The organism is Streptomyces sp. NPDC002566, assembly GCF_042889585.1.
Taxonomy (GTDB): Bacteria; Actinomycetota; Actinomycetes; order Streptomycetales; family Streptomycetaceae; genus Streptomyces.
This window is the reverse complement of record NZ_JBIARD010000004.1, coordinates 791,884-812,916: the sequence shown is the minus strand read 5'-3', so window position 1 is coordinate 812,916 and position 21,033 is coordinate 791,884. Positions and strand designations below refer to the sequence as shown.

17 protein-coding genes and 1 riboswitch are annotated in these 21,033 nt (G+C 72.6%); of the genes, 7 read left to right on the top strand and 10 right to left on the bottom strand.

The window, feature by feature from the left end:
• Positions 1 to 18: 18 nt before the first annotated feature.
• On the bottom strand, positions 19 to 957 hold the full coding sequence (locus ACFYXA_RS20875; protein WP_352245240.1) for a M56 family metallopeptidase: 939 nt from the start codon (positions 955 to 957) through the stop codon (positions 19 to 21).
• Positions 958 to 1,213: 256 nt separating this feature from the next.
• On the bottom strand, positions 1,214 to 2,434 hold the full coding sequence (gene fahA, locus ACFYXA_RS20870) for a fumarylacetoacetase (protein WP_389034800.1): 1,221 nt from the start codon (positions 2,432 to 2,434) through the stop codon (positions 1,214 to 1,216).
• A 405-nt stretch (positions 2,435 to 2,839) separates the two neighbouring features.
• On the opposite strand from fahA, the gene ACFYXA_RS20865 reads away from it, so the two are divergent.
• Positions 2,840 to 4,168, top strand: coding sequence for a DegT/DnrJ/EryC1/StrS family aminotransferase (locus ACFYXA_RS20865; protein ID WP_389034797.1), 1,329 nt, complete (start codon positions 2,840 to 2,842; stop codon positions 4,166 to 4,168).
• 43 nt (positions 4,169 to 4,211) lie between these two features.
• On the top strand, positions 4,212 to 6,416 hold the full coding sequence (locus tag ACFYXA_RS20860) for a lipopolysaccharide biosynthesis protein (protein WP_389034794.1): 2,205 nt from the start codon (positions 4,212 to 4,214) through the stop codon (positions 6,414 to 6,416).
• On the opposite strand, the gene ACFYXA_RS20855 is transcribed toward ACFYXA_RS20860, so the two are convergent.
• The 6 genes from ACFYXA_RS20855 to ACFYXA_RS20830 all read right to left on the bottom strand — a co-directional run bounded on the left by ACFYXA_RS20855 (position 6,337) and on the right by ACFYXA_RS20830 (position 13,409).
• Positions 6,337 to 7,323: a glycoside hydrolase family 26 protein gene (locus ACFYXA_RS20855; protein WP_389035107.1), complete on the bottom strand. Its 987-nt coding sequence runs from the start codon at positions 7,321 to 7,323 to the stop codon at positions 6,337 to 6,339. The genes ACFYXA_RS20860 and ACFYXA_RS20855 overlap by 80 nt on opposite strands.
• A 179-nt stretch (positions 7,324 to 7,502) precedes the next feature.
• Entirely contained in the window at positions 7,503 to 7,970 is a 468-nt protein-coding gene (locus ACFYXA_RS20850; RefSeq protein ID WP_389034791.1) for a hypothetical protein, read from the bottom strand.
• A 4-nt stretch (positions 7,971 to 7,974) separates the two neighbouring features.
• Positions 7,975 to 9,912, bottom strand: a complete 1,938-nt coding sequence (locus ACFYXA_RS20845) for a hypothetical protein (RefSeq protein WP_389034788.1) — start codon at positions 9,910 to 9,912, stop codon at positions 7,975 to 7,977.
• An 81-nt stretch (positions 9,913 to 9,993) separates the two neighbouring features.
• Positions 9,994 to 10,785, bottom strand: coding sequence for a polysaccharide deacetylase family protein (locus ACFYXA_RS20840; protein ID WP_389034785.1), 792 nt, complete (start codon positions 10,783 to 10,785; stop codon positions 9,994 to 9,996).
• Complete coding sequence (locus ACFYXA_RS20835) at positions 10,782 to 12,272, bottom strand: glycosyltransferase (RefSeq protein WP_389034782.1); 1,491 nt, start codon at positions 12,270 to 12,272, stop codon at positions 10,782 to 10,784. Before ACFYXA_RS20835 ends, ACFYXA_RS20840 begins: the two co-directional genes overlap by 4 nt.
• A gap of 48 nt (positions 12,273 to 12,320) precedes the next feature.
• Positions 12,321 to 13,409, bottom strand: a complete 1,089-nt coding sequence (locus tag ACFYXA_RS20830; protein WP_389034779.1) for a GNAT family N-acetyltransferase — start codon at positions 13,407 to 13,409, stop codon at positions 12,321 to 12,323.
• Between the two features lie 175 nt (positions 13,410 to 13,584).
• On the opposite strand from ACFYXA_RS20830, the gene ACFYXA_RS20825 reads away from it, so the two are divergent.
• Positions 13,585 to 14,409, top strand: coding sequence for an HAD family hydrolase (locus tag ACFYXA_RS20825; RefSeq protein WP_389034775.1), 825 nt, complete (start codon positions 13,585 to 13,587; stop codon positions 14,407 to 14,409).
• Positions 14,410 to 14,525: 116 nt separating this feature from the next.
• Here ACFYXA_RS20825 and ACFYXA_RS20820 read toward each other — a convergent pair whose 3' ends face one another.
• Positions 14,526 to 14,996: a transglycosylase SLT domain-containing protein gene (locus ACFYXA_RS20820; RefSeq protein ID WP_389034771.1), complete on the bottom strand. Its 471-nt coding sequence runs from the start codon at positions 14,994 to 14,996 to the stop codon at positions 14,526 to 14,528.
• Positions 14,997 to 14,999: 3 nt separating this feature from the next.
• A riboswitch (cyclic di-AMP (ydaO/yuaA leader) is annotated at positions 15,000 to 15,143 on the bottom strand.
• 641 nt (positions 15,144 to 15,784) lie between these two features.
• Here ACFYXA_RS20820 and ACFYXA_RS20815 point away from each other — a divergent pair.
• The 4 genes from ACFYXA_RS20815 to ACFYXA_RS20800 all read left to right on the top strand — a co-directional run bounded on the left by ACFYXA_RS20815 (position 15,785) and on the right by ACFYXA_RS20800 (position 20,396).
• Positions 15,785 to 16,795, top strand: coding sequence for a polyprenyl synthetase family protein (locus tag ACFYXA_RS20815; protein WP_352245251.1), 1,011 nt, complete (start codon positions 15,785 to 15,787; stop codon positions 16,793 to 16,795).
• A gap of 359 nt (positions 16,796 to 17,154) precedes the next feature.
• Positions 17,155 to 18,417: an outer membrane lipoprotein carrier protein LolA gene (locus ACFYXA_RS20810; protein WP_389034767.1), complete on the top strand. Its 1,263-nt coding sequence runs from the start codon at positions 17,155 to 17,157 to the stop codon at positions 18,415 to 18,417.
• Positions 18,418 to 18,505: 88 nt separating this feature from the next.
• A complete protein-coding gene (locus ACFYXA_RS20805) occupies positions 18,506 to 19,507 on the top strand; it encodes an ABC transporter ATP-binding protein (protein WP_389035104.1) in 1,002 nt (333 codons plus the stop codon).
• Positions 19,494 to 20,396, top strand: coding sequence for an ABC transporter permease (locus ACFYXA_RS20800; RefSeq protein WP_389034763.1), 903 nt, complete (start codon positions 19,494 to 19,496; stop codon positions 20,394 to 20,396). The genes ACFYXA_RS20805 and ACFYXA_RS20800 overlap by 14 nt, the downstream gene beginning before the upstream one ends.
• An 11-nt stretch (positions 20,397 to 20,407) precedes the next feature.
• On the opposite strand, the gene ACFYXA_RS20795 is transcribed toward ACFYXA_RS20800, so the two are convergent.
• A complete protein-coding gene (locus ACFYXA_RS20795; RefSeq protein WP_352245255.1) occupies positions 20,408 to 20,992 on the bottom strand; it encodes an NAD(P)H-dependent oxidoreductase in 585 nt (194 codons plus the stop codon).
• Positions 20,993 to 21,033: the final 41 nt, after the last annotated feature.

Here is a 21,033-nt window from a genome sequence, read left to right as displayed (position 1 = left end):
GCGACCGGTGTCGGCGGCTCAGCCCAGCGCGGTGAGGCCTGGCGCGAAGGTGATCAGCAGCGGCACCAGGGGGACGAGGGCGGCCACCGTCGTCGTCAGCGCGCGCTGTCGGCGCAGCAGCCGGGGAGGCGGCTGCAGGAGGCGGTCCACGCGTTCGCCCAGGAGACGGTGACTCGACGCGCAGGACAGGACGCCTCGGTGCTGGTTCAGCTCGATCAGGGCCAGCGCGGTCGTCAGGTGACCGCAGCGGCGGGACGCCGTGTCGTCGGCGGCGAGTTCGACCAGGCGGTGCGTCTGGTCGCAGAAGTGGGCGAACAGGGGGATGCGCGGGAAGCCGGTGGCCAGCGCGGTCGACAGGTGCAGCAGCCAGTCGTGGTGGGCGCGGGCATGATCGCGCTCGTGGGTGAGGACCGCGTCGAGTTGAAGGGAGGTGAGGCGGTGCAGAGCACCGGTGGTCACGATCAGTTGGGGAGGATGGCCGGGCATCCACCAGGCGTCCGGGTAGTCGTCCTCGAGCACGAGGAGCGGGCCTCGCGCGGAGGGCAGTCCCCCTGGGAGGTCGGGGGCGCGCTCGCGCAGATGCGCGCGGGTCCTGCCGCGACGCCGGCGTGCCTCGAACAGTTCACGGGCGAGCATCGCGGTCGTCCAGGCGGCCCCGCAGGCCAGCAGCAGGGTGAGGACGCTCGCCCACACGGGGGCGGTGGAGAGGTCGTACGCCTCGGTCACCGCCGGCGGGGCGGGGGCGAAGACCTGTGCGCGGACGGTGTGGAAAACGGCGGCGGCGCCCAGGACCAACGCCGTCAGACAGCACAGCAGGACCGTGGCGACCAGGCACTGCCACACCCACAGGGCGACCACCGGCTCCCGCTCGGGCCACTCGGCCCGCGTCAGCGCGCGCGGAGCCGGCAGGGCGGCCGTCAGGGCGACGACGCTGAGCAGGATCAGGCAGAGGGTCATGCTGCGGCTCCGGATCCTGGTCGAAGGGGGCTCGGCGTGCCCGCGCTGCGGGTGGTTCTGCCCTCGGGTGGCGTCCCCGGGCAGGGCGTCCCGCGGGTTGGCGTGCTGTGCGTTGCCGTGCTGTGGGCGGCCGTGCTCCGGGCGGGTGGGGCGGGTTCGGTGTCGTGGACCGTTCCCGCCGCCAGTATGACGGCGGGAACGGCCGCAGTCAGCCCGCCGGGAACTCCCGCCGGCTCCCTGCCCGCTGATCGTCTTCTCAGCCGGAGACGATGCGGCCCCTCACCTCTCCCAGCCCGACGCGCAGACCGCCCGGTCCCGGAGCCCAGGCCGAGAGAGTCACCTCGTCGCCGTCCTCCAGGTACGTCCGCTTGCCGTCGGGGAGGTCCAGGGGGTCGCGGCCGTTCCAGGTCAGTTCCAGGAGGGAGCCGCGCTGGTCGGCGGCCGGGCCGCTCACCGTGCCCGAGCCGTAGAGGTCGCCGGTGCGCAGTGAGGCGCCGTTGACCGTCAGATGGGCGAGCTGCTGGGCGGCCGTCCAGTACATGGCGGAGAAAGGGGGCTCGGAGACGACGTGACCGTTGACGGAGACGGAGATGCGCAGGTCGTAGCCGGCGGGCTCGGCGGCGGAGTCGTCCAGGTAGGGGAGGAGGGGGTGGGTGCGCTCGGGAGGTGAGACGCGGGCCTCTTCCAGTGCCTCCAGCGGAGTGATCCACGCGGAGACGGAGGTGGCGAAGGACTTGCCGAGGAAGGGGCCGAGGGGGACGTACTCCCAGGCCTGGATGTCCCGCGCGGACCAGTCGTTGAGGAGGCACAGGCCGAAGACGTGCTCACGGAAGTCGGCCAGCGGGACCGGGCGGCCCTGCCGCGAGGGCACGCCCACCACGAAACCCACCTCGGCTTCGATGTCGAGCCGCACGCTGGGGCCGAAGACGGGGGCCGGGTCGGAGGGGGCCTTGCGCTGCCCCGACGGGCGGACGACGTCGGTGCCGGAGACGACGACGGTGCCGGCGCGGCCGTGGTAGCCGATCGGCAGGTGCTTCCAGTTCGGCAGGAGGGTGTCGCCGGAGTCGGGGCGGAAGACGGCGCCCACGTTCCGGGCGTGGTGCTCGGAGGAGTAGAAGTCGACGTAGTCGGCGACCTCGAAGGGCAGATGCAGGGTCACCGAGGACAGGGGGTGGAGGAGCGGGGCGAGGGTCGTGTGGCGGGCGGGGTCGGTGACCCACTCCTTCAGGGCGCCGCGCACCTGTGACCAGGCGGGGCGGCCCGCCGACAGCAACGGCCCGAGAGTCGGGGCGGAGAGCAGGGAGGCGTGCGGGGAGCCGAGCGCCCGGGCTGCCGCGCCCGCGTCCAGGACGTGGTCGCCGAGGCGGACGCCCACGGTCCGCCCTGCGGAGCCGGGAAGGGAGAAGACGCCGTAGGGGAGGTTGTGCGGGCCGAAGGGATCGCCCTCGGGGAGGTCGAAGGGGGCCGGGAGGGGCATCGGGTGCTGCCTCGCTTTCCTGCTCGCCATGCATGCGCCGCGTGTGCGCCGCGCATGCGCCATCTGTGCACACCGGGTTCGCCGTGACCGCGGGCTCGCCGAGAGGGAGGGCGCCGCGGGTGCTCGCCGGGGCCCGGCGGTGCTCCGAGCCGCCGCACACGTTACGGCTGACCTCGCGGAAGGGACACCGGAGCGACGCGGAGGAGGCATGCGAACGGCACACCGGCGGCACAAAGGGGTGACGGGTGGGGCGGTTGACGGGGAGTGCTCCGCTTTCGGGCGGACTTGGGAAGTCGGCGACGGAAAGGGCCGCAATCTTGACGGAGCGGTGCGAACAGGGAGACTCTGGGCACCTGTTGGAAGGCCTCGGGGGAGGGGCTTTCCCCAGGCACACCTGGGGGGCTGATGGCCGTAGGGGAGGCCGGCCTCGGGTCGGCACGGCATGGTTCACGGCCGAAGCGGCTGGAAGCGGTCATGCGCGGCAGACTCGGCCGGGAATGCGTGTACGTGCCGTCGTGCCGGTTCGGGCTGTTCGTGGCCTTGCGTCACTGGTGCCCGCCCGGCGGGCGGGTGTTGATGTCGCCGGTCACCGACGACGTGATCTTCTTCGTGGTGCTCGCGGCGGGACTGCGGCCGGTGCAGGCGCCGTTGAAGCCGCTGGACGCGTCGATCGACGTGGACGCGGTGCCCGAGGAGGTGTGGGGCTCGCTGTCGGCGGTGCTGACCACGAACCTCTACGGCAACCCGGACGACGCGCCGAGGCTGCGGGAGAAGTGCGACGCTCTGGCGATCCCGTTGTTGGAGGACGGCGCGCACGCCGTCGGCAGCCGGGTGGGGGGCCGTCCCGTCGGCGGCTGGGGCGACGCCTCCGTCTTCAGCCTGTCCAAGCACGTCGGCGCCAAGGCGGGCGGCTTCCTGTCCTGTGCCGACCCGGGGCTGCGCGAGGCCCTGGAGAAGAGCTGCGCGGACCTGCTGCTGCCGGGCCGGCTCTCGGCCGAACTGGTTTTCACCGTCCGGCCGTACGCGGAGGCGGCCGTGCGGGGGCTGCGGCTGAGACGCGCGGCGTGGGCCACGATGCGGCTGCTCGGGCTGACGGAGCGCGAGGGGATACGGATGCCGCTGCGGGCGGACGAACTGGCCCGGGCGGTCGAGGCGGCGCCGGACCTCACCGCCCACGACTCCTGGGTCCGCGTCGACCTGCACGACTACCGGCTCCGCTCCGGACGTCTCCGCCTGCACCGGATCGAGCGCCGGCTCGACCGCCTGGACGAGACGCTGGCCGCTTGCGGGGCGGGCACCGAGACACTGCTGTCGACGCGGTGGGCGAGACCGGAGGGGCTCGCCACGGCGGTTGGACCTGCCACGGCGGACGCGCCTGCCACAGTAAGCGAGCCTGTCACGACGGACGGGCCTGCCACGGTGAGTCTTGTGGCGGGCAGGGGGGAGCCGCAACCGCTGTTCCGGGTGCCGCTGTTCGTCGCCGACCGGGACGCGGCCATCGTGGCGCTCGCGCGGCGGGGCATCGTCGTCGGGTACCTGTACGACCCGCCGCTCGACGACTACGCGGGCCCCGCCTTCACCGACCCCTCGCCCGATCCCGTGGGGGCGCGCTGGTTCGCGCGGCACGCGTTGCCCGTGGATCCGCTGCGGGCGCGGGAGGTCGTCGAGGTGCTTCAGGAGTGCGACGCCCGGCCGGCCGAGGCGCCGGGAGGGCTGGAGCGGACGCGTGGCTGAGTCAGGTACCGGAACACAGGCCGGGACGCGGCCAGGGGTGAGCGTGAGACCGGCGTCCGCCGAGGCTGCGAGGGGCTCCGGCTCACTGTTCAGGAACGCCTACTTCCTCATGCTCAGCACCGGCGTCTCCGCCGTGCTGGGGCTGGGCTTCTGGCTGGTGGCCGCCCGCTACTACACGGAGGAGGCGGTCGGGCAGGGCTCCGCCGCGATCGCCGCGATGCGTCTGCTCGCCAGCATCACGGCGACGACGATGATCGGCGCGGTCGTCCGCTTCGTGCCGCGCGCGGGGCGGGCCACCGGCTCGCTGGTGTGGCGGACGTACGCCGCGAGTTCGGTCGTCGTCGCGGTCGCGGGGGTCGTCTTCCTGCTCACCCTCGACCTGTGGGGAGCGTCGTACGCGCCGCTCGGCACGCCGCTCGCGGGGGCAGCGTTCGTCGTGGCGTGCGTGGCGTGGGCGCTGCTCACGCTGCAGGACGGGGTGCTGACCGGTCTGCGCAGGTCGGGATGGGTGCCGGTCGGCAACGCGGTGTTCTCCGTCGGCAAGCTGATCCTGCTGGTCGTCTTCGCCGGCACGGTGCCGGTGCTCGGCATCTTCGTGTCCTGGGCCGTGGCGATCGTCTTCTCCACGCTGCCGCTCGGCTGGCTGATCTTCCGCAGGCTGATCCCGGGCCAGGCCGCCGCCGACCGCGACCTGGAGCCGCTGCGGCTGCGCGAGATGGGCCGCTTCCTGGCCGGGGACTCGCTGGGCGCGCTGTTCAGCCTGGCGATGATCAACCTGCTGCCGGTGATGGTCGCGGTCCGCTTCAGCGCCGCGGAGAACGGCTACTTCTACGTCGCGTACACCGTCGGCGGGACCATGGAGTTCATGGCCATCAACATGGCCTCCTCCCTGACCGCCCACGCCTCGCACGACCCCGGGCAACTCGCCGACGGAGTGCGCGGGGCGCTGCGGCGGATGATCGTGCTGCTGGTGCCCGTCGTGCTGGTGCTGGTGCTGTTCGCCCCGCGGATCCTGCTGCCGTTCAGCGAGGACTACGCCGCGCACGGCACGACCGTGCTGCGCCTGCTGGCCGCGGGCGCGCTGCCACGGGTGGTGGTGGAGCTGTACATAGGGGTGCTGCGGGTGCAGGGGCGCACCGGGGTGCTCGCCGGGCTCCAGGGCGCCATGTGCGCGTCGGTGCTGGGCAGCGCGGCGGTCCTGTTCGCTCCGGCGGGCATCGCGGGGGCGGGGTGGGCGGTGCTGCTGAGCATGTCGCTGATCGCCGGCGTCTCCGTCGTGGGCCTGCGGTCCGCGCTGCGGCGCGACGCGACCCTGCCCTGCGACGTGACCCTGTCCCGTGACGCGACCCTGACCCGTGACGTGACGCTGCCCGGCGAAGCAGCCCGGCCCCTCGATCCGCCGGCCTCCGCCGCCCCTGCCTACGGCACCGGCTGGGCGCGGCTGAACGCGGCGGCCGGATACGACGGAACCGGCCTGGACCGCTGCGGGAGTCGCGGATGGACGGCCGTCGACGAGGACACGGTCGCCTTGTACATGGGGCGCCCCGGGAGCCTCACCGGCCCGAAGCGCGCCGAGGGGCGGCCTGAGCGGCGGGAACGGTGGCTCACCGGTGCACTGTGGGGGCTGCTGGGCGTGGCCACCGTGGCGTTCTGGGCCGCGTTGCGCGGTCTGCCGTGGTTCGACGGGGCGTCCAAGGCGATGAGCGGTCGTCAGATGCTGGAGGCGACGCCGCTCCCGGCGCTCATCGCGGTCGGCGTGCTGCTCGTGGTGTTCGTCGGGTCGGTCACGTTGAGGGACGTGCGGGACGCGTGGCTGCCGGGCGCGGCGCTGGGTTCGGCGCTGCTCGCCCTGCACGCCGTACCGGTGGCGCTCGGCCGGGAACCTAGGCCGGTGGACGGGACGTTGTACGTACGGGCGGCCGAAGTCCTCGCACGGGGGGCGGGGTTCGACGGCCCCGAGCCGTTGCTGCGGTGGGCGCCGCCGCTCCTGCTGCTGTCCGGTCTCGTACCGCTGTGGCTGCTGCTCGCCCGCGTGGGCGGCAGGCTGACGTGGCCGGGGCGCTGGGGGGTGCTGTATCTCGTCGCGATGGGCGGTTGGGTGTGGCGGCAGGAGCTCGCGTCGCCGGCCCTGCCGGTGTGCGCCGTGCTCGCGGCGCTCGCGGTGAGCGTCAGCGTGACGGCAGGGGCTGGTGGAAGTAGCCGTTCCGGCCGGCCTCGCGGTAACCCTCCAACCCGGGGCCCTCGTTGACGGTCAGGTCGCACTCGGGCTTCTCGGAGGGCGGCCGGTTCCAGTGGACCAGCGCCCTGACCTCCGGCAGCTTCTTCACGGCGGCGGGGATCTCGGTGTACCAGTCGCGCTGGCGCGGCGGGTCGTCGGCGTCGGGCGCGGTGGCGAACTCGGCGAGCATCACCGGCTTGGCGTCGGAGACGTTCTCGCGCAGCCATGTGTAGCCGGGCCGCTGGCTGTCGAGGAAGTCCTTCCAGTCGGTGGTGTCATGGCAGGCGTAGTAGTTGTACTGGTCCATGGCGATCCAGTCGACGTACTCGTCCCCGGGGTAGAGCGCCTTCATGTCGTCCGCACTGCCGAGGTAGCCGGAGACGGTCCACACCCACACAACGTTGTCGGCGCCCAGCGCGCGGAACCGTTCGTGGAGGTGACGGTAGGCGGCGACGAACTCCTCCGGGGTGCCCGCGCCCTCCTTCACACGGGCGTCGGTCTCCTGGTCGAAGGAGAGGAAGACGCGTTTGCCGTAGGCCTTGATGCGCCGGATCTGCGGATCGAGGAGCTTCTCGTCGTACTTCCCCGAGGCGATGTTCTTCCAGCCGAGCTGGGTCTCGGTCCAGTTCTCGTGGTGCGGCTCGGTCCAGACGGTGGACTCCCAGGCCAGCATGAGCAACCGGTCCCGGCCGAGCTGCTGCTCTTCGGGCGTGAGGAGCTGTCCGTCGAGCTCGCCGCCCGACATGTCGTGGTAGTTGTAGACGAGGTCGAGCCTGCGGCCGATCCGCTTCTCGAAGCCGAGCACGGCGTCCTTGAGGGAACCGTTCTCCGCGTACGGCACATAGGCGCCCCACCACGCCCCGCACGGCGGGACCAGCGTGCCGGAGGGCGCGCAGTCGCCGGTGGGCAGCGCGCCGGAGGCCGCGTTCGCGGGCAGATCGCCACCCGAGCCCCCCGAGCCACCGGAGCCACCCGAGCCACCTGAAACCCCCGAGCCCCCCGAGTAGTCGGGACGGCCGACCCACAGCCCGAGCCCCGCGAGCAGAGCGACGCCCACCGCGAGCACCGCCAACAGCGTCGCGGCGGCGTACCCCCGCTTGGCTCCCCCCGCCCCCGTCACGGCCGGCTGCCGGTGTCGCCGTCGTCGGTACCGCCCCCGCCGGCCCCGGGCCGCCGTGCTGCGGGCAGCGGCAATCCCGGCAGGAGCGTGACGACCGTGGTGAAGCCGGCGAGCCAGAAGAGGAAGGCGGTCACCGAGAACGCCTTCACCAGGAACAGCGAGGTCGCGGTGAGCACACCGAGGGACAGGCTCACGGGCGCGGCCAGCGCGAAGGCCTCCAGCCGCGCGCCCAGTGTCAGCCGTTCCGGCTGCGGGTAGAGCGCGGCGCAGCCCGGGCCGAACAGGACGAAGATCAGCACCGGGATCCAGCGCAGCGGAGCCGGGCCGGGGAGGGCGGTGGCGGCCAGCGCGACCCAGCCCGAGACCGCGACGAGGAGTCTGAAGCGCGTGGAGGCGGCGCTGCCGCCACCGGCGGCCGGCGCGGAAGCGGAAGGGCCGGCGTTCTCACGGCGGGCGGAGTCCATCGGTTCACCTCACTGACAGCGAGGACGGAGCGGCGGCCGGGTGGTACTCCAGGACGACGCCGTAAGGGTGGCTCTCCACCGTGCGGAAGAGCGGAGAGGCCGACAGTCTCGTGAGCAGCACCTGGAAGCCGCCGGCGGGCAGCAGCCCCTCCCCGGCCGCGTAGACGTCCTGGGTGTGGGTGAGGATGACGTACGCCTTCGCCCCCGGCGGGATGCCGGCGGCGAGGTAACGGGCCGGGTCCCTCAGCATCTCCTCGTTCTCCGGCAGTTCCTGCTCGGCGAAGAACCAGTGGTCGAGACGGTCGTAGCGGTGGAGCGCCTGAGGGAAGGAGCCGCTGGTGGCGAGGATGAGGGAGCCGTCGGGCGCGTCGTCGAGGGTCCGGGTGACCAGCGCGGTCTCCTCGGGCGGCGTGTAGAACATCTCCTCCTTGCCGTAGTACGACGGCAGGAAGCCGGCCAGCAGTGCCAGCAGCGCCGTCGGCAGGGCGAACGCCGCGCCTCGGCGCCACAGCGTGGTCGCCCTGCCGCCACGCCCGGCCCCCGCGGCGGCCGGCACCAGCGCGGCTGCGGCGAAGAAGGCCGCGCCGGGAAGGGCGAACAGATAGACCCGGAAGAGCATCTCGCCGCCGTAGTCGTTGACGGCGAACAGCGGCACCGGCGCGACGGACACCAGCAGCAGCGGCAGCGCGCTGCGGGTGAGCCGGCGCCGCAGCACGACGGCGACCCCGGCGAGGGCGGCGACCGTGAGGACCATCAGCACGTTGGCCTCACCGGCGAGTTCGGGACCGGGGCCGGTCAGCCGGCCGGCGTAACCGGCGCGGGAGTTCTGGGTCAGCTCGCCGATCGACTGCCTCAGAGTGGAGAGCGTCTCGACGAACAGCGGCCGGCCCATGGTCAGGTCCCAGGTGAGCATGAGCAGCGCGGCGACGACCAGGAGCCCGTAGTTGCGGTAGCGGCGGGTGAGGCTGAGCGCGGCGAGGCAGACGCAGAGCATCACCGGGGTGAGCTGGTGCGTGGCGTTGACGGCGGCGATCAGCGGGGCGAGGATCACGACGCAGACCGCGCGCTGCACGCGGCCGGTGGGCGGCGGCACGGCGGCGGCCGCCGGGTCGAGGAAGGCGCGGTCGCGCAGCCGGCCGGCGGAACCCGGCCGCACGAAGTGCCGCAGCACGACCGCGAGGACCGTCAGGTGCAGCAGGTAGGCGAGGCCCTGCGGGGAGAAGTAGTCCTGGCCCACCCAGTTGGCGAGCTGGAAGATCCACACGGCGGTCCAGATCAGCCGCCAGTCGTCGCAGAACGTGCGGTAGACGAGGACCAGCACCGGCATCATCAGCAACCCGAGCACGACGGGCGCCCAGTTGGCGTACGAGGAGGAGCTCTGCACGCCGAAGGCGCGCACCAGGCCCGCGTTCAGCGTGAAGAAGCCGGGCCACTGGTCGTAGGCCGACATGTTGCCCGACAGGGCCGCGCCGGGCCGCAGTTCGCCGTTGGCGAGCAGCGTCTCGACGACGGCGTCGTGCTTGGACGCCCAGGGGTAGCGCACCGCGTCGTACAGGATCGCGGGCGGGGCCTTGAGGGCGAACAGCAGGGCGGCGCAGTGCGCGGCCGGCCACCAGGGCGCGGTGCCGGCGCGCCGCAGGCTCAGGACGAATCCGCCGGTGAGGACCAGCAACGACAGGTAGTAGGCGGGCGGTAGGCGGTCGAGCAGACCGTATTCGCCCATCACGCGGAAGCCGATGCGCGGCAGGGAGTACACCCACAGTGCGGCGGCGAGCAGCAGCGCGGGCGCGGCGGGGCCGGGCGTGCGGCGCGGGAACCGCAGGGGTCTCCGGCCGTGTCGGGTGCTTCGCTCCTGGCGGCCCGGACCGGTGACGGCGTCAGGGCCGGGAGCGCGCGGCGGCGTGCCGCTTCCCTGCGCCGGCACGGGCACATGTGACTGCACGCTGGGGCTCCCTCCCCGGGCCGAGTACGGAGACGCTGTTCATGTCGATCGCTGCGAAATGCTCCGGTCTTCCAGGACGGTTCAGCCGGCGAACACCGGCCCTCGCACGACGGCTCGGGCGCGCCGGTACCACCGCCACCCGACCGTCAGGGGCCCGTCCCGGTAGGGGGCGACACGGGCGCCGCCGCCCGCGAGCCACGTCTCGAGGTCGGCGACGGTGTGGCCGCGGCGCACGATGAGGCGGGCGATGCGGTAGCGCTCGTCACGGTCCGAACTCAGCGCGTGGCGCACGGCGGTGGCCGTCTCGTAGCCGGCGGCGGCGGCCGTACGGCGGACCCGGCCGCTGTTGTAGCCGTGCGGGTAGGCGAGATGACGGACCGGATGGCCGAGGGCGTCCTCCAACACGGCTCGTGACGCCTGCAGTTCGCGGGCCAGCGCCCTCGGTCCCAGGGTGTCCAACTGGGCGTGGGTGACCGTGTGACTGCCGATCTCCATGCCGGACTGCTCAAGCCGTGCCGCGTCCGCCAGCGTCATCATCGGCGCGGGCGGCAGCAGACTGCGGCCGCCCGGGGCGATGGCGCCGGTGGTGAGGTAGGCGGTGGCGGACAGTCCGCGTCCGGCCAGCGCGTCGGCGGTCGGGCCGGGCAGGTCGGCGAAGCCGTCGTCGAAGGTGAGCAGCACCGGCCGGGCCGGCAGCGGCACCCGCCCCGCGAGGTGGTCGGCGAGCGCGCTGATGGTGACGGGCGTACGGCCGCTGTCGACCACGGCGTCGAGATGCCGGCCGAACTCCTTCGGACCGACCGTGAACTCGGCGATCCAGTCCGGCGGGTCGTCCGTCACGGCGTGATACAGCAGCACCGGTACGGCGGTCATCGCGCACCTCCCGGCGGCGTGAACGGCCCGTCCAACGGCTCGTCCGCAGAGCGCCTCAGGGGGCCGACGAGTGCTCGTCGGGCGCGGAGATAGCCCACGGGGCCGTACAGCATCCCCCTGCGCTGCAGCCGCGACAGCCGCCGAGGCCAGGCGTGCGTCCGCTCGTCGTACCCCCCGGGCGCACTCCGCGCACCGGCTTCCACTCCGGTGCTCGCACCCACGAGAGCGCCGCCGCCCGCACCCGCGCGCGCCTCCGTCTCGGCCCCCGCCTCCCGGCCGGCCGTCAGCGTCCGGGCGTGGGCCAGCCCCCGGGGCAGATGGGCGAGGAACGCCGGGAGGAGGGAGGGGCGGTTGACCAGGAGGGCGGTCAGGTAGGCGGTGAGGCCGGCGCCGTAGCCGTACGCCTGGTTCTCCAGGTCGCGCCAGGTCTGACGGTGGTGGTGCCAGACCAGGGCCAGCGGCGTGTAGTGCAGTCGGTGGCCCTGGGCGAGGACGCGGACGAACCCGTACAGGTCGTCGCCCCCTCGGGCCGGGGTGCCGGCGCCGGTCGCCGGGTCGAAGCCGCCGACCGCGCGCAGCACGTCCGCCCGGAACGCCATGTTCGCGCCGGAGCCGAACCGGCCCGCGGTGAAGGGGAACAGCGGCTCGTCGGCGGGCGGGTCGTACGGGTCGTACGTCCGTGCCGTGAAGCCTTTCGCGAAGCCGCCGTGACTCTCCAGCAGCACCTGGGCCGGGGTGCGCAGCCGCGCGGGCAGGATCAGGCCGGTGACGCAGCCGAGGCCGGGGTCGGCGGCGAAGGGAGTGGTGAGTTCGGTGAGCCAGCGCGGGTCGGCCACGACGTCGTCGTCGGTGAAGGCGACGACCTCGCCGTGCGCGGCCCGGACGCCCCTGTTGTGCGCGACGGCGAGACCGGGCACCGGCTCGACGATGTGGCGCACCCGCTCGCCGTACTTGCGTTCGATCAGCTCCCGCGTGGTGTCCGTGGTCGGCGCGTTGTCCACGACGACGATCTCGAAGTCGGGATGGTCCTGGGCGAGCAGCGAGTCGAGCGCGTGCGCCAGCCGGTCGGTGCGCTCGCGGGTGGCGATCACGACGGTGGTGAACGGCACGGGAGGCGTGGGGGCGGTGGTGGACGGTGCGGGAGGCGCGGTCGGCGCCGGCCGTGGGCCCACCTGCTCCCGGGCCTGCGCGGCGAGAACGGTCCTGGGGTCGGCGCCCTCCGGGACCCGTCCGAGCAGAGTGCCGACCGGCCGGCCACCCCTCCTCACCAGGAGGAACACCTCGCCGTGCGTGACGGGCGGACTGCCGGGCCCGGGCCTCAACGACACCTCCCCACCGGCGTCCCGACCGACACCGACGTCCCCATCGGCACCAGCGTCCCCACCCGCGTACGCGTCCCCGTCGGGCAGATCCAGTTCGGCGACCTGAACCGGACCGATGTCCAGGAACCTTCGGATCTCCCGCTGGACACGTGGCGCACGCGACACGATGTGCTCCCCTCTCCCGAACCGCAGGCTCCTCCCCGTCAACCGCCCTCACCTCCCCCGGATCCGGCCCGCGCTCCTCAGCGCCCGGTTCGCCGCCGAGGCCAGCCTCGGCCGGCTGCGGACGAAGTGGTGGGCGCGGCGGGACGGCTCCCGGCTGAGCCAGTGCAGTGCGGCGCCCGCCCACGGCCGCGTCCACGCCCCCTCGTACACGGGCAGCTCGCCCGTTCTCAGCGAGTCCTTGTACTCGGCCGCGCCGCGCCCCAGATCCAGCAGGCCGATGCCTTCGGCGGCGGCCGCCTCCGCCATCCGCAGATGCAGCACCAGACCCGGCGAGTACTTCGCGAACGCCGGGTCGTAGGCGGGGAACCAGCAGGCCAGGACGGTCGTCGACCGCAGCCCGAAGTGGGCGGCGACGGGCCGCCCGCCGGCATAGAGGACGGACAGCGCGCCGGAGCAGTCAGGGGCGCGCGTCTCGGTCGCGAGCCGGTGCACGAGCCGGGTGATCCACTGCTGGGCGAACCGGTCCCGGCGCCCGGTGCGCCGGTACTGGGCGGACTTCCACGCCATGAGCGTGCGCAGCGCGGCGGGATCCCGCTCGTCGAACACGAACCGCAGCGGTCCGGCCTGCCGGCCGAGCCTGCGCTCCTTGGCGAGCGTCGTCCTCAGGAACTTCGGCGACTGTGCGCGCAGGACGGACTCGTAGGTCTCGTACCCCTTCTCCACGTCGATGACGTAGGAGGCGTACTCGGCCGCCGCGTACCGCGTGAACAGGCCCTGCTCCGCCTCCAGGTTGTCGAAGGCGAAGCTCGACAGGGAGCAGGCGCGCATCAGTTCGGCCGCGTCCAGCCGGAGCCCCGGGCTCAGTACGGCCCCCTGCGCGTCGCAGACGCCGTACGCGAGGGCCTGCCCCCGTCCCAGCGGGCCCCGCTCGTGGGGCAGGAAGCCGACCGGTTCGCGCCCCTCGTACACCACCGCCACACGCGTGCGCGGGCGCACGCGCCCCACTGCGTCGGCGAACTCGGGTTCCATGAAGGGGTTGCGTGGAGCGGTCGACGCCGCGCGCAGCGCGCGCCACCGCTCCCGTTCCCCCTCGCCGAGATCCTCCGGCTCCAGCACACGGATACGTCCACTGTTCAACCTGACCCCCCGATCAAGTCCCCCCGGACACTGTGGACGGTACCCCTCCAGACGGTGCGAGCGGTAGGTAGCGGACCATGTTGTTGCCAACCGGTGCAGAACCGCCCTTTCCCTCCCTGCGGAACGGTTGAATCGGCGGTGAGTTGAGGGTGTCCGGGATCCGTATTCTCTGGTCATGGCCGCACCTCACGCATATGCCGCGCGCTCCGCGTACACCCTCATCGCCACCGACCTGGACGGAACGCTGCTCCGCGACGACGACACGTTCTCCGACCGGTCGCTCGACGCGCTCGCACGGGTCGCGGCCGCCGGCGCCCGTCACCTCGTGGTGACCGGCCGCCCGGCACCACGGGTGCGGCCGCTGCTGAGGATCCTGCGGAGCAGGGGGCTCGCGGTGTGCGGACAGGGCGCGCAGGTGTACGACATCGCGGCGGACCGCCTGCTGTGGTCGGTCACCCTGGACCGGGAGCTGGCCGAGGTGGCCCTGGGCAAGATCGAGGCCGAGGTCGGCCAGGTGTACGCGGCGGTCGACCAGAACGGCGTCGACGGGCTGACCCTCATCGAGCCGGGCTACCGGATGCCGCACCCGACCCTGCCGGCCCTGCGGGTCGACTCGCGCGAGGACCTGTGGTGCGAGCCGATCAGCAAGGTGCTGCTGCGCCATCCCACCCTGTCCGACGACGAGTTGGCGGCGACGGCCCGCTCGGTGGTGGGTTCGCTCGCCACCGTCACCATGTCGGGGCCGGGCACGGTGGAACTCCAGCCGTCCGGCGTCACCAAGGCGACGGGACTCGCCCTGGCCGCCGAGCACCTCGGTCTGCGGCCTCAGGACACGCTCGCCTTCGGCGACATGCCCAACGACATCCCCATGTTCGACTGGGCGGCGCGCGGCGTGGCGATGGCGAACGCCCACCCCGAGCTCAAGGCGGTGGCCGACGAGGTGACGGCGTCGAACGAGGACGACGGCGTGGCCGTCGTCCTCGAACGACTCTTCCCCTAGACGCACGGACCCTGCGGGGCTACGGGTCCTACGGGGCTACGGGTCCTACGTGTCTACGGGTCCTACGTGTCTACGGAGCCCCGGGTACTGCGGGTCTCCGGGTCCTACGGGTACGTCTAGTACGCGCCGAAGACGTTGTCGATGGAGCCGTACCGGGCCGCCGCGTAGTTGCAGGCGGCGGTGATGTTGGCGACCGGGTCGTAGGGGTCGTACGCGGTGCCGGCGACGTGGTACGCGGCGAAGGTCGGGTCGATGACCTGGAGCAGCCCCTTGGACGGGGTGCCCTTCGCCGCGTTGGAGTCCCACAGGTTGATGGCGTTCGGGTTGCCCGAGGACTCGCGGATGATGTTGCGGTAGATGCCGTGGTAGGTGCCCGGGATCTTCTTCTCGGCCATGATGGCGAGCGACTGGCGGATCCACCCGTCCAGGTTGTTGGGGTAGCCGGCGAGCGTGGTCTCGGGGGCGGCGGTGGTGGCGGCCGAGGCGGTGCTCGCTCCGGCGACGGGGAGGGCGAGCGCGGCGACGCCGGCGCAGGCGACGGCGATGGCGCGGATGAAGCGGCGGCGGTGCTGAGCGGCAGCGGACATGGGGACGTTCCTCTCCGGCGCCTGCGGGGTGAGCTGTCGGGTTCGGGCGAGAGCTGCCCGGTCGGCGCCGTGGGGCACGGCGACACGACTTCACCCCGAGCCGGCCCGGCACGTGCGTGACGTACTCCGGTCCGGCGTTCTGCCTGAGTCCCCCGCTCCTGCCGTGCGCGAGTGGTTCGTCGATGGAAGTCGCCGGACGGCGGCAGGATGAGGCGTCTGTCCGGCTGGCCGGGAACGTATGCGAGAGCACATGTCCGAAACAAGTGTCGGAATCACGGAAAACCCCTATTGACCTTGGTCTGGTGTTTATGGGGCGCTTGATCCTTTGCATTCGGCAAGCGTCAACTCGCGTGACGCGGTGGGGGATCCAGGGGCTGGCGGATTCCCGCGCCTCCGGCGGTGAAGTGAGCCAACTCACCCGCGATGACAAGACCGACTAAATCGGACATCGGGTTCCAAGTCGCTTTTAAAAGGGCGTGAGCGGAATCCGATGGAATTAACGGAGCGGAATGTCTGATTTAGTGCCCAGGTTCCGATTTATTTGGCGGGCGTCGTGAGATTCGGCACATCGGGGGTCGTCGTCGGTCGGCGGGGTGGAGGGGAGTTTCCGGGGTACCGGCGCTTCGCGGGCCGGACGCGGCACCTCCCGGTCGGGCGACGTGGGGCCGGGGGACGTGGGGGCTTATCGGTGATCGAAACATGACCGGATACGCTGACTTGAGTGAGGTCGGCGACCTATCGACAAACCGTGTGAGCGCCAGCGGACACCAGCAGACAGGAGACCCCTCGTGACCGTCGTCGGGCCGTTTGGGCTGAGCGTGCGGGACCAGGCTCTGGAAGCCGATGTCCAGGCCGGATTGGCGGCTGTCGAGGAAGGCCTGTTCGAGGCCACCAAGAGTGCGGTCCCCTTCATCACCGAGGCCGCGCAGCATCTGGTGAAGGCGGGCGGGAAGCGGTTCCGGCCCCTGCTGGTGATGCTGTCGGCGCAGTTCGGGGACCGGCACGCGCCGGGCATCGTGCCGTCCGCCGTGGTCGTCGAGCTGACCCACCTGGCCACGCTGTACCACGACGACGTGATGGACGAGGCCGAGGTGCGGCGCGGGGTGTCCAGCGCGAACACGCGGTGGGGCAACTCGGTCGCGGTGCTCACCGGCGACTTCCTCTTCGCCCGCGCCTCCCACATCCTCGCCGACCTCGGGCCCGAGGCGGTCCGGGTGCAGGCGGAGGCGTTCGAACGGCTGGTCACCGGCCAGATCCTGGAGACGGCCGGTCCGACGGACGGCCGGGACCCGGTCGAGCACTACCTCGACGTGCTGGGCGGCAAGACCGGCTCCCTGGTCGCGGTGGCGTGCCGCTTCGGCGCGATGATGTCCGGCGCCGACGAGACGGTCGTCGACGTGCTCACCCAGTACGGGGAGCGGCTCGGGGTCGCCTTCCAGCTCGCGGACGACGTCCTGGACATCGCCTCGGACTCGCACGAGTCGGGCAAGACGCCCGGGACGGACCTGCGGGAGGGCATCCCCACGCTGCCGGTGCTGCGGCTGCGGGAGCGCGCGGAGCGGCTGTCGCTGCCGGAGGACATCGCGCTCTGCGAACTGCTCGACTCCGACCTCAGCGACGACGCGCGGCACGCGGAGGCGCTGGCCGCCCTCCGGGCCCACCCGGCGCTGGAGCAGGCCCGCGCGGACACCGTGCGGTACGCCAAGGAGGCGCGGGCCGCGCTGGCGCCGCTGCGGGAGTGCGAGGCGAAGCGGGCGCTGCTGGAGCTGTGCGACGCGGTGGTGCACCGGGCGGGGTGACGCCCCGCCACTCGAGGGCACGCGCCTCCACCCCCTGAGCGACCCCCCTGGGAATCCCTTCACCCCTGAGCGCCCCCCTGGGAATCCCTTCGCCCCTGAGCGGCCCCCTGGGAATCCCTTCACCCCGTCAGATCCCCCTCCGCCCCCTACGGGTACCCCCACCCGCTCAACCCCCGTGTCATACCGCAGGCGTACGCGTAGTTGCGCCCTCGGGTTGACGTATCGAGGCGGGTTGTTTGGTCATATGGAAACCACGGAAATCACCACCGCTCACCGATTCGGGTGAGAATGGCGGCTTGTGGTGGGGACCGTCGCACCCGAGATGACCAGCCGCCGCCGACGACGGAGGTAAGGCACACATGGCACCGTTCGCATCCGACGACCGCACGCACGCCGGGGAGGCCGACGACCTGCCCGTCGGACGACGCAAGGCCGTGCGGTACGTCGTCCCGGTCACCGTGGTGGGCGTCGCGGCGGCGACGATCGGGCTCGTCCCGGCGCTCGCCGACTCGGGCGACCCCGACCTGCCGAAGATCACCGCCCAGCAGCTCATCCAGAAGATCGCCGCCTCGGACGTCCAGCAGCTGTCCGGCACCGTGAAGATCACCACCGACCTCGGCCTGCCCGACCTGGGCGGACTGGAGAGCGGGCTGCTCTCGGGCGCCGCGGGCAAGAAGGGTGACGAGTCGTCCGCCGACCCGTCCGCCAAGCTCACCGAACTCGCCGCCGGCACGCACACCCTGAGGGTCGCCGCCGACGGCCCCGACCGGCAGAAGCTGTCGCTGCTGGAGAACGCCGCCGAGTACAGCGTCATCCACAACGGCAAGGACGTGTGGGGGTACGACAGCGCCTCCAACCAGGTCTACCACTCCACCGCCGAGGAGGGCCGCGACGGTCACGAGGCGGCTCCCGCCACGCCCAAGGACTTCGCCGACGAGGCCCTGAAGGCCGTCGACGACACCACCTCCGTGACCGTGGACGGCACCGTGCGGGTCGCCGGCCGGGACGCCTACAAGCTGCTCGTGAAGCCGAAGCAGTCCGGCTCGACCGTCGGCGCGATCAGCGTGGCCGTGGACGCGAAGACGGGGCTGCCGCTGAAGTTCACGCTCACCCCCGCCGCGGGCGGCGCCGCCGTCGTGGACGTCGGCTTCACCCAGGTGACGTTCGCCAAGCCCGCTCCCTCCACCTTCGACTTCACCCCGCCGAAGGGCGCGAAGGTCAGCGAGGGCGACGAGGACGGCCCGGCCGGACTCGAGGACAAGGCTCCCGGGCAGCCGGGCAAGGCCCCCGGGCACGAGGGCGGGAGGCCCGGCCTGCCGGGCAAGGCTCCCGAAGAGGGGCTCGGCCGGGACCTCGACGGCCTGAACGTCCTCGGCGAGGGCTGGACCTCGATCGCCACCTTCGACACCGGCGGCGAGGGCGTGCCCTCCGGCAAGACCCCGGAGGCGGGCGCCTTCGGCGGCTTCCTGGACTCCTTCGGCGACAAGGTCACCGGAAAGTTCGGCTCCGGCACCGTCTTCTCCACCCGGCTGATCAACGCCCTCGTCACGGACGACGGCAAGGTCTACGTCGGGGCCGTCACCAAGGACGCCCTCGTCAAGGCGGCGGACGCCGGACGGTGAGAAGCCGGCGGTGAGAAGCCGTGCGGTGAGCAGCCGGCCGTGAGAACGGCCTGAGTACGCTGACGTGAACCGACGATCGGGGGAGCCGATGGACGAGGTCGCGGACGGCACGGCGGCGCAGGCGACGCCCGCGACCGGTCGCCTACGAGCGGACGCCGCCGACGCAGTCATCAGCACCCGCGGCCTCACCAAGCGCTACCGCGGCGGCCAGCTCGCCGTGGACGGTCTCGATCTGACCGTCCCGGCGGGCAGCGTCTTCGGCTTCCTCGGGCCGAACGGTTCCGGCAAGACCACCACGATCCGCATGCTGATGGGCCTGATCGAGCCCACCTCCGGCACGGCGCGGGTGCTCGGGCGGCCCATGCCGCGCGCCTCCCGCGCCGTCCTGCCGCACGTCGGGGCCCTCATCGAGGGCCCCGCCCTCTACGGCCACCTGTCCGGCCGGGACAACCTGCTGCGCTACGACGCCGCCGACCCGACCGCCGACCCCCGCACCCGGCGCGACCGGGTCGCCGAGGCCCTGGAGCGGGTGGGGCTGACCGCGGCCGCCGGAAAGAAGGCCAAGGCGTACTCGCTCGGCATGAAGCAGCGGCTGGGCTTGGCAGCCGCTCTGCTCCAGCCCCGCCGGCTGCTCGTCCTGGACGAGCCGACCAACGGGCTCGACCCGCAGGGCATGCGCGAGATCCGGGTCCTCGTCCGGGAACTCGCCGCCGACGGCACCACCGTCTTCCTCTCCTCCCACCTCCTCGACGAGATCGAGCAGGTGTGCACGCACGCGGCCGTGATGGCCCGTGGACGCCTCCTCGTCCAGGGCCCGGTCGCGGACCTGGCGGCACGCGCGCGTGGGCGGCTCGTCGTCACCACCCCCGACCCGGCGGACGCGGCCCGGGTGCTGAAGGAACAGGGCGTCGGAGACGTCGTCGTCGCCGAGGACCGGGTCACGGGTGAGCCCGCGGAGCTCGAACCGGCCGATCTCAACGCCGCGTTGGTGAACGCGGGCGTCCGCGTCCGCGGCTTCGGCGTGGAACGCGCTTCCCTGGAGGACGCGTTCGTGGCACTCACGGGAGAGGGATTCGATGTCGCGGGCTGATCTCGCACCGGGCCCAGGGAGCGCGGTCGCCCGACCGACCCGTGCGCTGTGGACGTTCGGCCTCTTCCGCAGCGAGTTCGTCACCACCCTGCGCCGCTGGCGCACCCTCGCCCTGCTGGGCGTGCTGGCCGCGGTGCCGGTGCTCGTGGGCATCGCCGTGAAGATGGAGACCGGCGACGGCTCGGGAGGGGGCGGTGGGGGAGGCGGTGGCGGCGAAGGGCCGGCGTTCGTCGCGCAGATCACCAACAACGGACTGTTCCTGGTGTTCACGGCGCTGGCGGCGACGCTCCCCTTCTTCCTGCCGATGGCCGTCGGCGTCATCGCGGGCGACGCGATCGCCGGCGAGGCCAACGCGGGCACCCTGCGCTACCTCCTGGTCGCCCCCGCCGGCCGCACCCGCCTCCTCCTCGCCAAGTACGCCACCACCATGGCCTTCTGCCTGCTCGCCACCCTCGTCGTGGCCGTGTCGGCGCTCGCCGTCGGCACGCTGCTGTTCCCGCTCGGCGAGCTGACCACCATCTCCGGCACCCGCATCAGCTTCGCCGACGGCCTGTTCAGAGCCCTGCTGATCGCCCTCGCCGTCGCCGCGTCACTGCTCGGGGTGGCGGCGCTCGGGCTGTTCGTGTCCACGCTCACCAACAGCGGCATCGCCGCGATGGCGACGACCGTCGGGCTGCTGATCACCGTCCAGATCCTCGACCAGATCCCGCAGCTGCACGCCGTCCACCCGTATCTGTTCTCCCACTACTGGCTGTCCTTCGCCGACCTGATGCGCGACCCGGTCTACTGGGAGGAACTGCGCAAGAACCTCGGGCTCCAGGCCGTGTACGCGGCGGTCTTCGGCACGGCGGCCTGGGCGCGGTTCACGACGAAGGACATCACGACGTAGCCCCGTCGCCGTCAGCTCTCGTACGGGTAGCGCGCGAGCGGCGCCTCCTGCGCGAAGAACGTCTTCGCGCGCGCCAGCGCCTCCGTGTCCCCGAGGACGTCCCCGGGCTTGCTGCCGTTGCCGAACAGCACCCCGCCGAAGCGCATCCCCAGGTACGCGGCCGAGTTCTGCAGCGCGCCGACCAGCGGATCGGCGACGACCGTCTCCTCGTGGGCGAGCGCCGACACGCCCCACAGGGTGCGCCCTGCGAGGGTCGCCTTGAAGTCGACTCCGGGGGTGCGCAGCCAGCCCGACCAGTGGTCGAGATAGCGCTTGGTCTGGGCGGAGAGCGTGTACCAGTACAGCGGCGAGGCGATCACGAGATCCGTCGCCGCGAGCGTGGCGTCGAGCAGCAGGGCGGCGCTGCCCTCGGTGGGACGGACGTAGTCGCTGTCGTGGCGCAGATCCTCGAAGTCGGGCAGCGGATGCTCGACGAGGCTGATCCACTCCTGCTCGACGTCGGCGGGCAGTTGTTCGGCGGCCCGGCGGGCGAGCAGTTCGGTGTTGCCCTCGTCGCGGGCGCTGCCCAGCACGAACAGGAAACGGCGCGTGCTCATGAGTGTCCCCAGGTGGTCGTCGTGGAAGAGGGCGCACGGCA